The organism is Rhizobium sp. SRDI943 (assembly GCF_057653695.1).
The window spans coordinates 977,481-991,551 of record NZ_JBYGKN010000002.1 but is presented as its reverse complement, the minus strand read 5'-3'; the positions used below and the strand labels follow the sequence as shown (position 1 = coordinate 991,551).

Here is a 14,071-nt window from a genome sequence, read left to right as displayed (position 1 = left end):
TCGACCGCCCGTCGGCCGTTCTTCATGAGGTCGCCAATCTGTGTGCATTCGGGCGCGCGCGGCATGACGCGCAGCGAACTCGACCAGGCGATGAAGCCGTTCCGGCAGCGATTGCCGGAAATGATTGCCGCCGCAGTGATAGCCGATCACGGGGGAAACACCCGTATGTTACCGTATCCGCTTGTTCCCCCGGACTATTGGCGTGACCACTTCTGCGACTCGCAGACGACCTTCATCACACAGCCTTTGAGGGTAACCGTGTCGCCGGAGACGCTGATGGTGCCGTCGTAGGTCTTGTTCGCGTCGGGGTCGGTGATCCTGCCGGAATAGCTGCCGCCGTTGCCTTCGAACGCGCCGATCTTCTTGCCGGTATGCTTGCCGCTCTTCAGCGTGATGCAGAAACCGCCGCCGCACGGCTCGATCGCGGCGGTGTCTCCGAGCGTCGTCTTCCAGTTTCCGACGATCGGCTCGGCTGCGCTCGCCAGTCCGGTCGACATCAGCAGCGCTGCGACGGAGACTAGAATGGGCTTCATGGTAAGGTCCTCGCATGGCTGGCCCGCCGCCGGGCCGGTGACCGAATGGACCACACATGCGCTGCCGACCGCAAGAAACTCGCGGTGTGTTACTGTAACCTACATGGTGTCGGCCGGGTTCTGTGCCATCTTCACGGCGACTACGCGGATGTGCGGGAGCCTTCGCCTCGCCTGGGCGGGAGCGATGCAATGCAATATGACACGGAGTTCGCCAAGCGCAGGTTTCCCGAGCAGGCGCTGGAGATCGAAGCGCTCGCCTCCCGCAATGAAAGCTTCCGGGAACTGTGCCACGACTTTTCCATCGCGGACCAGCTCGTGCGGGACTGGGAGTCGTCGACGGCCCCGGGGCAACATGAACGTTACGCCGAGGCGCTCGAACTCATGGATTGGCTCGGCAAGGAAATTCACACCATGCTGGATCTTGCCAAGGTCGTGCCATTCCCTGCAGCCCGATGAAGTCGCGATCTCCCCGTCGTGGTGGCACGGCGGCTACAGGAAAGGAACAACATGCCTCGACTGATGGCGATCATCTTGATCTTCGCGGTCGCCCTGATCGTGGCGGCTTTGACAGCCTGGGGCTCCTTGGCGTTCTGGTATCGCCTGCCCCTGCCCGATGCCGGCCGGGCGATCGGCGCCTGCGTCTTCCTCGCCTTCGGTCTCCTCACAGTAGCGGCGCTTGCCAGCCGGCTGCGCAGGAGAGCCATCCTTTCATTTGCGGTCGCCTTCGCGCTGGTTCTCTTCTGGTGGAGCTCGATCAAGCCGGAAGCCAACGCCGCATGGGCTCCTGACGTCGCCCGCCAGGTCACGGGTCGCATCGACGGAAATTCGCTGACCTTGACCGATGTCCGGGACTTCGAGTGGCGAAGCAACTCCGACTTTACCGAGCGCTGGACGACGCGAACCTACGATGTGAGCAAGGTGAGGACGGTCGACCTGTTCATGTCATACTGGGCGGGGCCGAAGATCGCGCATGTCATCTTCAGCTTCGGCTTCGAAGGCGGCGAACAGCTCGCCTGGTCGATCGAGGTGCGCCACAAGGTCGGCGGCGGGTTTTCTCCCCTTGCCGACCTCTTCAAGAACGACCCGCTGGTGGTTGTTGCCGCGGACGAACGCGACGTCGTCGGCGTCCGTTCCAACGTGCGTGGCGAGGACGTCCAGATCTACCGGCTGAGAGCCACTCCCGAGCAGGCGCGCAACCTGCTGCTCGAGTACGTCGCCGAGGCCAACGCGCTCGCCCGGACGCCGCAGTTCTACAACTCGATCACGACCAACTGCGCGACAACCGTCGCCAAGCTGATGCGGGTCGCTGGAGACAAGGTACCGTTCGACTGGCGACTGATCGTCAATGGTTATCTTCCCGACTACGCCTATGACCGGGGAGCCGTCGACACCTCGATGCCGCTCGACCGCTTGCGGGAGATTGCCAAGATCGATGTGCGGGCGCGGGCGGATGGTTTGTCGCCCGACTTCTCGAAGGCGATCCGTCTCGGCGTGCCCTTCCCGGTCGTCGTCGCTGGGCCGTAGCGTACAGTAACATACGATGGGATACGCACGGATTGAGGCATGGTCCGTCCTGTCAGGATGTAGCCGGAATGCGGATGGGGGACTTGAGCTTGTTTCGTTTGATGACTGCTGGTCCTATCCGGCGACTTCTTCCATGCCTCGCGCTGGTCGTGCTCGCGGGCTGCGGCGGACATCCGAAGAACGTGCTGTTCCCCGTTGCGGACACCGTGCCGGATACCAGTCGCGTCGACATGCTGGTCGCGACCACGCGTGCCCGATCGACTGTTTCCGGCGAGATGTTCACGGGCGAGCGCGCCCGCACGCCGTCCTTCGCACAGATGAGAGTTTCGCTGCCCAAGGTCCGCAACGAGGGCGACGTTGCCTGGCCCAAGAGGCTGCCTTCAAATCCGAAGACCGACTTCGCCACGCTGAAGGCCGACGCGCTTAGTCTCGAAGCGGCGAAAGGCTGGCTGAACGCCTCGGTCAGAAGGAACCGCGACCACAGCGTCCTGGTCTTCATCCACGGCTTCAACAACCGCTTCGAGGACAGTGTCTACCGCTTCGCTCAGATCGTCCACGATTCCAATGTCCGCAGCACGCCGGTCCTTGTGACCTGGCCATCGCGCGGCAGCCTGCTCGCCTATGGTTATGACCGCGAGAGCACCAACTACACGCGCAACGCGCTCGAGACCCTGTTTCAGTATCTCGCCAAAGACGGCACCGTGAAGGAAGTCAACGTGCTGGCCCACTCGATGGGCAACTGGCTGGCGCTGGAAGCGCTCCGGCAGATGGCGATCCGCAACGGCGGTCTCCCGGCAAAGTTCAAGAACGTCATGCTGGCCGCTCCGGACGTCGACGTGGACGTCTTCCGATCGCAGATCGAGGATATGGGCGACCCCCATCCGCAATTCACGCTTTTCGTCTCGCGCGACGACAAGGCGCTTGCGTTCTCGCGGCGGGTCTGGGGCAACATCCCGCGCCTCGGTTCGATCGATCCGGAAACCGCGCCGTACAAGACCGAACTCGCCGACTACAAGGTGTCGGTGATCGATCTGACCAAGATCAAGGTCAGCGACGACCTCAATCACAGCAAGTTCGCGGAATCACCGCAAGTCGTCCAGCTCATCGGCCAGCGGTTGTCCGAAGGGCAGACCCTGACCGACAGCCGGGTCGGTCTTGGCGACACGATCCTTGCGGGGACGACGAACGTGGCGGCGGCGGCCGGAAGTGCTGCGGGCCTCGTACTGACCGCCCCGGTCGCGGTGCTCGACGCCGATACTCGCAGCAACTACGCCAATCATGTCGGCGGTCTGACCGGACAAGACGGCGGGACGCAGAAGATCGCGGTCAAGAACTGCGCGGCGACGCCGGCCGACCCGGCATGCCGGAAGCAGCGATAGCGGGAGGCGCCGCTTGAGTTCGCAACGCCTGGCACGCTCGTCGTCATATGCCCGTCCGGGGCCTTGTTCTTCGGCGGCGTCGTCCCCAACCGGTTGCCTGGCACATACGCGATCCGCCTTGAAACTTCTTTCAGGTAGACGAAGGGCTATTGGGGGAATAGGTTGCATAAGGGGATCTGAATACAAGCTTTAACTGTCGCGCATATCTGTGACGAGGGGGAGGATGCAATGCAAACCTCGGTGCCTTTGCCCGACGATCGGGCCGAGCGCCCCTGTCCGACCCATGAGGAGGTCAGGGCGCAGCTTGAACGCATTCTGTCCAGCGGCGAGTTTCCGAGCGCCGGACGTGGCGCTGCCTTCTTGAAATATGTCACCGAGGAGACGCTTGCAGGCCGGGCACCGCGCCTCAAGGCGTATTCGATCGCGATCGAAGTGTTCAACCGAAGCGCGGGCTTCTCTCAGGAAGATCCCGTCGTTCGCATCGAGGCCGGACGTCTGCGCCGGGTCATCGAACGCTACTATCTCGTCGCAGGCCAGCGCGATCCGATCCGCATCGACATCCCCAAGGGCGGTTATGTGCCGACCTTTACGTGGAATGGGGCGCCGATGGAAGCGGCCGGGGATGCGCTGAAGGAAGACGTCTCCGAGCGCCGGGCTTTCGCGTGGCGGCGTCTCGCCTGGCCCGTGCTGGCCGTGCTCGTGGCATTCGTCTTCGCGGGGCTTGGCTTTTACGCCGGCGTTCTGAAGGGGCCGGCACCCGGTCGTTCCGCCGAGCAACTTCCGGGCGAGCCGACCCTTGTGATCGCACCTTTCGCGGACCTCGGCGACGGCCCGCAGGCTGCACGTTATGCAGCCGGACTGACCGAGGAGCTTCTAACCGCCCTTCCCCGCTTCAAGGAGATTACCGTCTTCGGCCGCGAGACATCAAAGGCACTGCCCCCAGGTGTCGAGGCGTCGCAGGTGCGCGAAGGACTTGGCGCCCGTTACCTGGTCGCAGGCGGGGTTCGCGTCGCGGGCGACAAGGTCCGTGTGACCGTGCGCCTCGTCGACACCTCCGACGGATCCATCCTGTGGTCGCAGGACTATGACGAGAACCTGGACACGCACGAGCTCTTCTTCATTCAGGCGGATGTCGCAAGCAAGGTGGCGACGGCGATCGCTCAGCCTTACGGCATCATCGCGAAATCGATAGCGGCCAACCCGCCGCCGGACGATATGAGCGTCCATGACTGCACCCTGCGCTACTACGCATACCGCGAGGAGCTCAATCCGGAAAAGCATCAGGTCGCGCGCGACTGCCTGCAGAACGCCGTGGCGCTTTTCCCCGCCTACGCGACGGCTTGGTCGATGCTCTCGATCATCCAACTCGACGAGGGTCGGTTCGAGTTCAATCCGCAGAGTGACAAGGGTCCCGCGATGGAGCGCGCGCTCAGTTCGGCGCGGCGGGCGGTCTCGCTCGAGCCCGACAACACGCGCGCCCTGCAGGCGCTCATGACGGCCCTGTTCTTCAACAACGAGACGAAAGAGGCGTTCGATGTCGGCGAAGCGGCGCTCGCCGCCAACCCGAACGACACGGAGTTCCTGGGGGAGCTCGGAACGCGTGTCGCATTCTCGGGGCAATGGAAGCGCGGCGGCGAATTGCTGGATCGTGCGATCAAGCTCAATCCGGGCGGCTCTGGATATTACTTCGGGACGCGCGCCCTGATCGCCTGCATGCTCGACGATCACGAGATGGCGGTGCGGCTGATCCGTAAAGCCGACCTGCAGAAATTTCCGCTCTTCCATGGCGTTGCGGCGGTCATCTACTCCGAGGCCGGGCTGTTGGCAGAAGCGAAGCACGAGGGCGAGGTGTTTATGAAAATGCGCCCCGATTATCTGCCCAACATCGTAGCCGAGAACCGGAAGAGAAACCTGCCGCCGAAGGACAGCATGCGCATGATCGCAGCGCTACGACGCGCTGGACTGCCAGTGCCCAGCGCGACTGATATCGAAGCCGAATTCAGGGTCTCCGACGCCTCATATCGCCCGTGAAGGCTGTACGCTACAGTAACATACGTTTCTTCCTCCGGCCCGTTCCGTCATTCTTGCGGCGCATGACCCAGACTGCCTCGCCGCCAGCCTGAGCATCGGATGGAGAGAGAGAAATGGCAAATGCCGCATCGACCCGCGCCCTGCCGGCGAAGAGGTCCCTGACGCTCGCCGTCGCCGCGGCCCTCGGCGTGGGGGCGCCGGTCTACGGCCAGGGTTCGAGCACCGATCTCGCCAAGAATCTGTCGAATCCCATCGCCTCCCTCATCAGAAAGCTGGTCAAGGTCAACGAACAGCCGATCAGCCTGACGGGCGAGCTTCGAAACTGGGCAGCGGCTCCAGACGACGGCCCCGAAGGGCACGGCGTCCAAATCGGGCTGACCGTTCCTGTTTCCGAAGTAGGCGCATACCTCCTCATGGTCAGGACTAGGTCGGCTCTGTTCGCTCGATGTCCGCGGCCGCATGACGCTACCCTGTCACCTCAGCGTGCCTGATCGCACGCCGCGAACCGAAAGGACGTTCACATGCTTACGAAACGCGATCTGCTCCGCTCCGCTGCGATGGCCGCACTCGTTGCCGCAACGGCCAAGTCTACCCCGGTGCTTGCGCAGAACAAAGAAGAATGGCCCAGCCTGCTGGAGGCCATGGATATCGCCGAGGAAGGCTTCATCTACGGCCTGCCGCTCGTGATGAACTATGCGGTCATGAACGAGTTCGCCGTGGACAGGAACTCCGGACAGTTCAAGGCGCCGTTTAACGACATCAACAACATGCATCAGGTCGCCAGCCCGGCGGACACGGCAATCATCACGCCGAACAGTGACACGCCCTACTCGATCCTCTGGCTGGACTTGCGTGCTGAACCAATGGTGATCTCGGTGCCGACGGTCGAAAAGGAACGCTACTACTCGGTCCAGCTTATCGACGGCAACACCTACAATTTCGGTTATATTGGCTCGCGCACCACGGGAACCGAGCCGGGTTCCTATCTCGTCGTCGGACCCGACTGGAAAGGCGCGAAGCCCGACGGCGTCAAGCAGGTCTTCACCTCGAGCACCCCGTTCGTATTCGCCAACTTCCGGACACAGCTTATCGACGCCGAAGATATGGCGAACGTGGAAAAGGTGCAGAGCGGCTATAAGGCGCAACCGCTTTCGGCCTTCCTCAAGCAACCCGCCCCGCCCGCCGCACCGACGATCGAGTTCCTTCCCGCCACCACCGCCGGCATCAAGAAAAACTTCTTCGAATATCTCGACGTGGCTCTGCAATTCGTCCCGGAGACGTCAAGGGACAAGGTCATCCGTGCGAAGCTTGCAAGGATCGGCATCGGGCCCGGAAAGACTCTCGAATTCAAGGATCTGCCGCTTGAGCATAAGGCCGAGTTGTTGGTCGGCATGAAGCAGGGTGACGACAAGATCGACAAGTGGCTGGCCAGCGGAAACAAGCCCATCAACGGCTGGAACGTCAGCTCGCTGCTTGGTGACGAGGCCTTCTACAACGGCGATTGGTTGCTGCGCTCAGGCGCTGCCAAGGCAGGCCTCTATGGCAACGATGCAGCAGAGGCCATGTACCCCTTCACCCGAACAGATGCGAGCGGAAAGCCGCTCGACGGCAGCAAGCACAAGTACACGATTACCTTCCCGCCGGGCCAGTTGCCGCCAGTGCATTCGTTCTGGTCAGTGACCATGTACGACGGCAAGAGCCAGTTGCTGGTCAAGAACCCGATCAATCGCTACCTCGTCAACTCTCCGATGTTGCCGGGAATGAAGAAGGATGCGGACGGTTCGCTGACGCTGCACATCCAGAAGGACAGCCCCGGAGCGGACAAGGAAGCCAATTGGCTTCCGGCCCCGGACGGCACGATCTATCTCGTGATGCGCCTGTACTGGCCAAAGACGGAGGCGCCTTCGATCCTGCCTGCGGGGAAAGGTACGTGGCAGCCGCCCGGCGTGAAGCGGGTCTCGTAGAAAGCGCTGAACGTCGACTGGAATCTTTCCGCGAGCGGCAGGGTCGACAGGGCGCTCCTCGAGCCGGAGCGCCTTGACCGGCTGGACATCGACATGAAATTGGGCTGTAGACCAGTCCTCGCTTTCGAAAACTAGCCGGAAGGACAAGAGTTTGAAATAGATCGCCGGGCTTTCTGGCCCTAACGATGTTGCCTTTGCTCACGCTCAGGAGGCTCCGCGACCGCAGAAGATCGACGATCTCGTGCGGCTGCCGCAGGAACCGGAGGCTCAACGGTGGTGCGACGTCATGGAATTTGGAAAGGCGAACACCGGGCACCAGCTCATCGGCGTGCCTTCAATGTTCGGCGGCAATGACGATCGTTCGTGCGTTTTCAATCACATCCGCTGGATCGACGCTTTCCCGCGATCCAATTCGTCCAACTCCTTGAGCATTTTGGAGGAATTCGGCTCCTTCAACTGCAATTTATCGACTGAGAGCCTGAGGGGTACGGGACCTTCGCTCAAAGGTAAGCTCGCGAAAAGAACACCGCGGTCGTTAAAAAGGCGACCGCGAGGGTTAGCATCCGGACGACGGGTGATGGCAGCCTTCGTCCGATATGCGCTCCGATCCACCCGCCGATAACGGCTCCAATCGTCATGGGAATGCACTCCTGCCATACGATTGCCCCGGCAAGTACGAAGACGACGACGGCGACGGCGTTGGCGGCAGTGACCATCACCATTCTTGTCGGATTCAGGCTCTTGATGTCCCCGCCCCCGAGCGCGCTCCATGCCGCAAGCATCATGAGACCCACGGCGCCACCAAAATAGCCGCCATAAAGACCGAGAAAGAATTGAACCGTTGCGAATGCCAGAATACTCGGACGTGCCCGCGTCTGCAAATGGGCGCTGAGCCTCGGACCTGCAGCGAGCATCAATGTCGCCACCAGCAAAAGCCATGGCAGGATCCCATCGAAAATCCTCGATGGTGTTAGCAGCAATAGAATGCTGCCGGCCACGCCACCCATCACCGTCACGATGGCAATGGGCATCACCTTGACGCCGCACACACTCCTAACCCCGTCACGATAGACCCACGAGCTCGCCATGCCGCCGGGAAACAGGGCCAGGGTACTTGTCGCGTTTGCGGATACCGACGGCACTCCGACCGATATCAGCGCAGGCAGGGATACGAATGACCCGCCGCCCGCCAACGCATTCATGCTGCCTGCTAACAGGCCAGCAAGGAAAAGAAGCATTGCATCGTACATGTTCAGGTCGCCCTAGCACCCAAGCCTGAGTTCGGCCGAGCCCGTTGTCCAAATACCGCCGTCAAATCGCTGCACGCCGTTGCGCGTCCGGAAGAGCCCACCCCACGACTGCCATTCGCCGTAGTCAAGGAAACGCAATTGAGAGCCATTCATCCGATCACCATAAGCGTAACCGATGCTATCCCGAGGAGGACGCCAACCGCCTGATGCCAGCCGAGCCGCTCGTCGAAAACCAACACGGCGATCGCGTTGATGGCGATGAGCTGCGCAACCGACGACAACGAAATAGCAAGGGAAAGACCGCTTGTCCGCATGAGAGCGATCATCGAACGATTGCCTAATGTATAGAGGACAAGCGCGGTTGCGAGCAGCCAAAAGTTAGAGTTGCCCACGTATGCGCGCGAAGCAGTCGCTCCCGCCAGGAATAGGCACACGGCTATGAAGAGGATGACGGCAACACGCATCGGTAAACTCCTGCTGACGCGCTTGTCTAACGCCGGGCGAACCATCAGTCCATCAGAGACTGTCCCCCGTCCTTGATCTCGGCGTACACCCTGGTTGGTGATCAGTCGACTTACGCCCAACTCGACGCGTTTCGAAGCTCGGGCTTTCCGAGGGTTGCCCTTCAACCGCCACTCTGGCTTTCAAAACATGCCAAAAAACGCGTGGCACGAATTGGCCGGACATATCGTGAAGCAGTGGAGATAGTACTCGGACGATCCCGAGCAGCTTTTGAAATCGGACTTTATGGCGTCAGTCGCCTTGTCGGAGGATTGGGGACGATAGCATCACCGTTCGGATCAGCGAAAACGAATTGCTCAATGGCTTAGAGCCGAAGACGGAGCGTTGACCCTCATGGCCATCAGACCTGAAAACGTCCGGATGAGGTCACCTTCTATGTAACGCTGGCCTCGCCCCTCTGCGTAGAGCAACATCGCCCGTTCGCACAAGACATCGGCTGCCCGTTCATCGAAGGGGACACCATAAAACCGAAACCACATGAGAACGGCATTGAGCAGGATCGCCTCTCCGTCCTGAAGGGCTTCGCTATGGTCTTCATGCGGCGCTGACATGCACATCTCCCCCGTAGTTTCGGAACGAAAGGCCGAACGACAAGTTAATTGGAAAGTTCCGCCCGGAGGGAAAATCATGGCAGCGCATAGGGCTCAATGGAAAGGCCACATCAAGGTCGGGGAAATCACCTGCGGCGTCGGGCTTTATACTGCTGCGTCGACCTCGGATCGCATCTCCTTCCGGACGATCAACAAGGCAACCGGGAACCCCGTACGCCGCGAGTTCGTGGACAGCGAGACGGAGGAGACTGTCGAGCGGGAAAACCAGGTGAAGGGGTTCGAGGTTGAGAACGGCGAATACATCATGATCGACCCGGAAGAGGTGACCGCCGTCATCCCGGATTCCGATAAGATGCTCGAGATCGAGGCGTTCCTTTCCTGCTCCGAGGTCGACGATGTCTATTTCGACAAGCCGTACTATCTTGTACCGACAGACGAAGTCTCAGAAGACGCATTTGCAGGCCTTCGCGATGCCCTAAGCAAGGCCAGCGTCACCGCGATAGCGAGAACGGTTCTCTTTCGACGGATGCGCACCGTTCTTATCCGCGCCCACGGGCGCGGCCTGATCGCGACGACACTCAATTTCGATTACGAGGTGCGGCCGTCCAAGGAGGCATTCAAGGAGGTCTCGGAGATCAAGGTAGAGGGAGAAATGCTCGACCTCGCCAAGCACATCATCGGCACGAAGAAGGGTGATTTCGATCCGGCGACGTTCGATGACCGCTATGAGGCCGCCCTCGCCGATCTGGTGAAAGCGAAGTCGGAGGGCCGCTCACTACCCAAGCCGAAGCCAGTTCAGGTGTCAAAGCCCAACGACCTTCTGAAGGCCCTGCGCGAAAGCGCTGGAATGGGGAACGCCAAGCCCGCTGCCAAATCCAAGACTAAGGCTGCAAACGCGAACGCGAAGAAAAAGACCAAGGCGGCCGCTCCCAAAACAGCTGCCAAGACCACTCACAAAAAAGCCAGCTAGGAAACAACAATGGCACCCCGTCCATACTGGAAAGGCTACCTCAAGCTTTCGCTTGTCACGTGTCCCGTGGCAATGAGCCCGGCGACATCGGAGAGCGAGAAGGTCCGTTTCCACACGCTCAACAAAGAGACCGGCAATCGCGTCCTGTCCCGTTACGTCGATTCCGTGACTGGAAAGCCCGTCAAGGATGAAAACGAAGCCAAAGGCTACGAGCGCGGTGAAAACGACTACGTTCTGCTGACCGACGAAGACCTCGAGTCAATTGATCTGGAGACCGTGCGGACGATCGATATCGAAAAGTTCGTTCCGCGCGAAAGTATCGAGTGGATCTACCTTGAAACACCCCACTACCTCGTTCCTAACGACAAGATCGGCAACGAGGCGTTTGCCGTCATAAGGGATGCGATGAAGGCAGAAAAGGTCCTTGGCGTCTCGAGGGTAGTAATCGGCCGGCGAGAACGTGCGGTGGTCCTAGAACCGCGCGATGAGGGCATCGTTGTCTGGACCCTGCGCTTCGGTGACGAGGTTCGCCCTGAGGAGGAGTACTTCCAGGGGATCGAGAAGAAGGCTGACACCTCGACGGTCGCTGCCATCACCCAAATGATCAAGCGGCGCATGGATAAATGGTCGCCTTCGATGGTCAGCGATCCGATCCAGGAGAGCTTGCTGAAGCTGATAGCGACCAAGAAGAAGGCTCTAAAGCCCTCCAAATCGTCCAAGGCGGCCAACAGTAAAAAAGACGACGACGCGAAGCCATCAAACGTCATCAGCATCATGGACGCCCTCAAGAAGAGCGTCGAAGCCGACCTTAAAGGTCGAAAGAAGGCGGGCCGATAATCCTCCCTGGCTGACGAGCGGTCCCGCTATGTGCAATGACTATGAACAACATATTCGCTGGAAAGAGTACTGCGAGATGATGCAGTCTCTCGCCCTGCGCATTCCGGCGCACCAGTCTGAACTCGATCTACCCACGGCCGATGACATCAAAATCGGTGATATCGCCCCGGTGGTCCGGACATCTGGCGATGAGTTCGAACTCTTCGCCGCCAAGTTCGGGTTTCCGCCGTCTGCCGGACGCAAAGGCGGACCGGTTTTTAATTTCGTCTCGGAAAACCGGGATTTCTCACAGAGCAAACGCTGCCTCATCCCGGCGTCGGCCTTCTTCGAGTTTACCGGAACGAAATACCCGAAGGCCAAGCACAGGTTTACGCTCGCCGACCGTGCGATATTCGCTATTGCCGGGCTGTGGCGCGAAGGCGAAGGCAATCAGCCGGCGTCGATGACGATGCTCACGACGAAGCCGAGCCCGGATGTCGCGCCAATCCATAATCGACAGGTTGTTATCCTGAAACCTGAAGATTGGAGACACTGGCTGGCGCTGTCGAAACCCCAGGATCAGCTACTCAAGCCGCTGCCTGCGGGAAGTCTCTCGGTGGAGCAGGTGCGAGCTGGAAGCGACTGACGCTCGCCTCACCGAGATGCAGGTGCGCAGCATTGCAATCTCCGAGGCCATCCAGAATGTCGATCCATCGCCAAGCCATTCGCCGATGGTGGCGTGGACGACGGCCTCGCGAACTCCTGGGCCGAGAGTTGACCACTCGATGACGCGGCGAGGCACACCGCAAGTGCGACCCTTCCCAACCCCTTACTCGCAAGGCTCAACCCTTCATCTCGACGGTTTTCGTAAAGCTCTTGATCTCCTCGCGACGGGCCGCATCAACGCCGCCAAAAGAGAAGCCCGAGCACCATGAGGCGGATGCTCCAGGCGCGCTTCAGGACCTTGCGCCAGTTATGGACGAACACGGAGTGGCTCCGGGTTGTGAATTTTCAGCAGAAGTTCGTTGCCAAAATCCGAGGAAGGCCTACTTCCCCGCTTTTGTGGAGGGCAAAATTGCTACAGAGTGAAACACGTAAAGCGCTTATGCTCGCCTTCTTAATTGGCGGCTCCTTTTTGATTGCAATTCGCTATGGCATACATCACGGCTATCTTTCGCCCTGACCGTCAGAGAGAAGCCGCCGCCTTGAACCCGTCGATCTGTTGCGACGGGAAGCCCATGGCAACAAATCCAGCCATCATCGTCGGACTCTTCCCCCAAATCGGTTGCGACTCGCATAGTTCCCACGCTTCCGCCTGCCTCATTGGCCGCCAGATGGTGCTCGGCTTCTGATCTACTGGATAGGTGGTGATGAAGTTGGACTGCGACACCTTGGCGGCGCTACCCAGTATCCCGATCTCATTCAGCGAGACGTTGTTGCCGTTGTCCATCAGCATAATGCAATGATGTTGGAGGCCGCGATCCCGGTCAGCGCCAAGATGGCGGCGTGAACCGGCTGGATCGTTCCGGCGGGCACGCTCTTGAAGATGACAGGGTCATGTCTCGACGCGGCGCGATAGCAATATCGCCGGCCGTGCCATATAGCGGGCCCGCGCACCGACGATGGCAGTATCGCCCGGCAGCCCGAGAGGCCGGAGCAATCGAGGGATCCAACTAATACTCCCTACTCGGTGCATGCGACGCAGCTTTTGGAAGCATTCACATCTCGCCTTCCCCACCTGGATATGGTTGGAACCGACCCTAGATTTTCTGGTTCGGTTCGGGAGTGGCCACCTTTGGGAGGATGGGATGTTCGTGAAGTTGACCGACGGCACGATTACTCGCTGGATTAACATGGACGCCGTGATCCAGATGCGGTTCGATGAGGACAAACATCAAACGGAACTATTTTTGGTCAGAGAGAACGCCAGACTGGTTTTCGTCGATCAGTCTCCGGAAGAAATCCGAACGCTACTGGACGTCGAACTCGAACGGCTATCCCAAATCACAAACTGGACCACGGGCGGCCCAATAGGAAAGTCAAATGGTTGCAGATGACGGGCCATTACCACATACACTTGTAGTTGAAACGCCCTAACCCATTGCAAGCGTACGCGCTACTGCGAGTAAAGGGATGGGAACTCAACCGCTAAAATCATTAGAATCGCTCTCGCAGCGACCGTATTCGCTATGTCAGCAATCGGCGCTTTCGCTCATGGCGGTGAGCCATACGAACCACGAGGCCGGTGACTATCATTGTCACTGAAGCGCTTCACGGTGGCCGAATCACGAGGAGAAAAGTCTTTCAGAAAGCTCAATGGCAACGATGCCGAGCTCGACAGCCACATCGTTATCGTGATCCTCAACAACGGCGTGCGGTGCATCTTCGTGGCCATTCTCCTTCGAAGCGAGCCGGCGCGCTACGATAAGTCGATTGGTTTCAGGAGGCTTGCTGTCGCGTTGCGATTGAAAGCTTCCACTGCGCTCTCCTGGTGAAGCCAAAGGCGAAGTTCTTTATCGCTGTGCCCATTG

At 60.0% G+C, this 14,071-nt stretch carries 16 protein-coding genes and 1 pseudogene; 11 read left to right on the top strand and 6 right to left on the bottom strand.

The window, feature by feature from the left end; genetic code table 11:
* Positions 1-194: 194 nt before the first annotated feature.
* Positions 195-533: a DUF2147 domain-containing protein gene (locus AC245Y_RS28910; protein WP_012763439.1), complete on the bottom strand. Its 339-nt coding sequence runs from the start codon at positions 531-533 to the stop codon at positions 195-197.
* A gap of 189 nt (positions 534-722) precedes the next feature.
* On the opposite strand from AC245Y_RS28910, the gene AC245Y_RS28905 reads away from it, so the two are divergent.
* The 6 genes from AC245Y_RS28905 (at position 723) to AC245Y_RS28880 (ending at position 7,431) form a co-directional block, all read left to right on the top strand.
* On the top strand, positions 723-989 hold the full coding sequence (locus tag AC245Y_RS28905) for a hypothetical protein (RefSeq protein ID WP_012763440.1): 267 nt from the start codon (positions 723-725) through the stop codon (positions 987-989).
* A gap of 51 nt (positions 990-1,040) precedes the next feature.
* Complete coding sequence (locus AC245Y_RS28900) at positions 1,041-2,057, top strand: Lnb N-terminal periplasmic domain-containing protein (RefSeq protein ID WP_017996617.1); 1,017 nt, start codon at positions 1,041-1,043, stop codon at positions 2,055-2,057.
* A gap of 101 nt (positions 2,058-2,158) precedes the next feature.
* A complete protein-coding gene (locus tag AC245Y_RS28895) occupies positions 2,159-3,436 on the top strand; it encodes an alpha/beta hydrolase (RefSeq protein ID WP_012763442.1) in 1,278 nt (425 codons plus the stop codon).
* A gap of 228 nt (positions 3,437-3,664) precedes the next feature.
* Complete coding sequence (locus tag AC245Y_RS28890) at positions 3,665-5,467, top strand: adenylate cyclase (RefSeq protein ID WP_012763443.1); 1,803 nt, start codon at positions 3,665-3,667, stop codon at positions 5,465-5,467.
* Positions 5,468-5,580: 113 nt separating this feature from the next.
* Complete coding sequence (locus tag AC245Y_RS28885; RefSeq protein WP_026157635.1) at positions 5,581-5,958, top strand: hypothetical protein; 378 nt, start codon at positions 5,581-5,583, stop codon at positions 5,956-5,958.
* 30 nt (positions 5,959-5,988) lie between these two features.
* Positions 5,989-7,431 (top strand): DUF1254 domain-containing protein, encoded by a 1,443-nt coding sequence (locus AC245Y_RS28880; protein ID WP_017996618.1) that lies wholly within the window; start codon positions 5,989-5,991, stop codon positions 7,429-7,431.
* A 500-nt stretch (positions 7,432-7,931) separates the two neighbouring features.
* On the opposite strand, the gene AC245Y_RS28875 is transcribed toward AC245Y_RS28880, so the two are convergent.
* The 3 genes from AC245Y_RS28875 to AC245Y_RS28865 all read right to left on the bottom strand — a co-directional run bounded on the left by AC245Y_RS28875 (position 7,932) and on the right by AC245Y_RS28865 (position 9,754).
* The gene (locus AC245Y_RS28875; RefSeq protein ID WP_017996620.1) at positions 7,932-8,681 is read right to left on the bottom strand and encodes a sulfite exporter TauE/SafE family protein; all 750 of its coding nucleotides are present in this window, start codon (positions 8,679-8,681) and stop codon (positions 7,932-7,934) included.
* A 149-nt stretch (positions 8,682-8,830) separates the two neighbouring features.
* On the bottom strand, positions 8,831-9,145 hold the full coding sequence (locus tag AC245Y_RS28870) for an EamA family transporter (protein ID WP_017996621.1): 315 nt from the start codon (positions 9,143-9,145) through the stop codon (positions 8,831-8,833).
* 354 nt (positions 9,146-9,499) lie between these two features.
* Positions 9,500-9,754: a hypothetical protein gene (locus AC245Y_RS28865; protein WP_017996622.1), complete on the bottom strand. Its 255-nt coding sequence runs from the start codon at positions 9,752-9,754 to the stop codon at positions 9,500-9,502.
* Between the two features lie 76 nt (positions 9,755-9,830).
* On the opposite strand from AC245Y_RS28865, the gene ku (AC245Y_RS28860) reads away from it, so the two are divergent.
* The 3 genes from ku (AC245Y_RS28860) to AC245Y_RS28850 are packed head-to-tail and all read left to right on the top strand — an operon-like array spanning position 9,831 to position 12,186.
* Positions 9,831-10,724 (top strand): non-homologous end joining protein Ku, encoded by an 894-nt coding sequence (gene ku, locus AC245Y_RS28860; RefSeq protein ID WP_017996623.1) that lies wholly within the window; start codon positions 9,831-9,833, stop codon positions 10,722-10,724.
* A 9-nt stretch (positions 10,725-10,733) separates the two neighbouring features.
* Positions 10,734-11,561 carry a non-homologous end joining protein Ku gene (gene ku, locus AC245Y_RS28855; protein ID WP_017996624.1) on the top strand — a complete coding sequence of 276 codons (828 nt, stop codon included), beginning with the start codon at positions 10,734-10,736 and terminating at the stop codon, positions 11,559-11,561.
* A gap of 28 nt (positions 11,562-11,589) precedes the next feature.
* Positions 11,590-12,186 carry an SOS response-associated peptidase gene (locus AC245Y_RS28850; protein ID WP_026157636.1) on the top strand — a complete coding sequence of 199 codons (597 nt, stop codon included), beginning with the start codon at positions 11,590-11,592 and terminating at the stop codon, positions 12,184-12,186.
* A 540-nt stretch (positions 12,187-12,726) separates the two neighbouring features.
* On the opposite strand, the gene AC245Y_RS28845 is transcribed toward AC245Y_RS28850, so the two are convergent.
* Both AC245Y_RS28845 and AC245Y_RS28840 read right to left on the bottom strand, forming a co-directional pair.
* Positions 12,727-12,990, bottom strand: a complete 264-nt coding sequence (locus AC245Y_RS28845) for a hypothetical protein (RefSeq protein ID WP_020487110.1) — start codon at positions 12,988-12,990, stop codon at positions 12,727-12,729.
* Positions 12,990-13,213, bottom strand: a pseudogene (locus tag AC245Y_RS28840) (spike base protein, RCAP_Rcc01079 family). Before AC245Y_RS28840 ends, AC245Y_RS28845 begins: the two are co-directional and overlap by 1 nt.
* 135 nt (positions 13,214-13,348) lie before the next feature.
* Between AC245Y_RS28840 and AC245Y_RS28835 the strand changes: the two are divergent.
* Entirely contained in the window at positions 13,349-13,597 is a 249-nt protein-coding gene (locus tag AC245Y_RS28835) for a hypothetical protein (RefSeq protein WP_003554311.1), read from the top strand.
* 198 nt (positions 13,598-13,795) lie between these two features.
* A complete protein-coding gene (locus tag AC245Y_RS28830) occupies positions 13,796-14,035 on the top strand; it encodes a hypothetical protein (RefSeq protein WP_003554314.1) in 240 nt (79 codons plus the stop codon).
* Positions 14,036-14,071 lie beyond the last annotated feature (36 nt).

Excerpts from the sequence above, each read along its gene's own strand:
- AC245Y_RS28910 (WP_012763439.1), bottom strand. The coding sequence starts at position 533 with ATGAAGCCCATTCTAGTCTCCGTCGCAGCGCTGCTGATGTCGACCGGA.
- AC245Y_RS28905 (WP_012763440.1), top strand. The coding sequence starts at position 723 with ATGCAATATGACACGGAGTTCGCCAAGCGCAGGTTTCCCGAGCAGGCG.
- AC245Y_RS28900 (WP_017996617.1), top strand. The coding sequence starts at position 1,041 with ATGCCTCGACTGATGGCGATCATCTTGATCTTCGCGGTCGCCCTGATC.
- AC245Y_RS28895 (WP_012763442.1), top strand. The coding sequence starts at position 2,159 with ATGACTGCTGGTCCTATCCGGCGACTTCTTCCATGCCTCGCGCTGGTC.
- AC245Y_RS28890 (WP_012763443.1), top strand. The coding sequence starts at position 3,665 with ATGCAAACCTCGGTGCCTTTGCCCGACGATCGGGCCGAGCGCCCCTGT.
- AC245Y_RS28885 (WP_026157635.1), top strand. The coding sequence starts at position 5,581 with ATGGCAAATGCCGCATCGACCCGCGCCCTGCCGGCGAAGAGGTCCCTG.
- AC245Y_RS28880 (WP_017996618.1), top strand. The coding sequence starts at position 5,989 with ATGCTTACGAAACGCGATCTGCTCCGCTCCGCTGCGATGGCCGCACTC.
- AC245Y_RS28875 (WP_017996620.1), bottom strand. The coding sequence starts at position 8,681 with ATGTACGATGCAATGCTTCTTTTCCTTGCTGGCCTGTTAGCAGGCAGC.
- AC245Y_RS28870 (WP_017996621.1), bottom strand. The coding sequence starts at position 9,145 with ATGCGTGTTGCCGTCATCCTCTTCATAGCCGTGTGCCTATTCCTGGCG.
- AC245Y_RS28865 (WP_017996622.1), bottom strand. The coding sequence starts at position 9,754 with ATGTCAGCGCCGCATGAAGACCATAGCGAAGCCCTTCAGGACGGAGAG.
- ku (WP_017996623.1), top strand. The coding sequence starts at position 9,831 with ATGGCAGCGCATAGGGCTCAATGGAAAGGCCACATCAAGGTCGGGGAA.
- ku (WP_017996624.1), top strand. The coding sequence starts at position 10,734 with ATGGCACCCCGTCCATACTGGAAAGGCTACCTCAAGCTTTCGCTTGTC.
- AC245Y_RS28850 (WP_026157636.1), top strand. The coding sequence starts at position 11,590 with ATGTGCAATGACTATGAACAACATATTCGCTGGAAAGAGTACTGCGAG.
- AC245Y_RS28845 (WP_020487110.1), bottom strand. The coding sequence starts at position 12,990 with ATGGACAACGGCAACAACGTCTCGCTGAATGAGATCGGGATACTGGGT.
- AC245Y_RS28835 (WP_003554311.1), top strand. The coding sequence starts at position 13,349 with ATGTTCGTGAAGTTGACCGACGGCACGATTACTCGCTGGATTAACATG.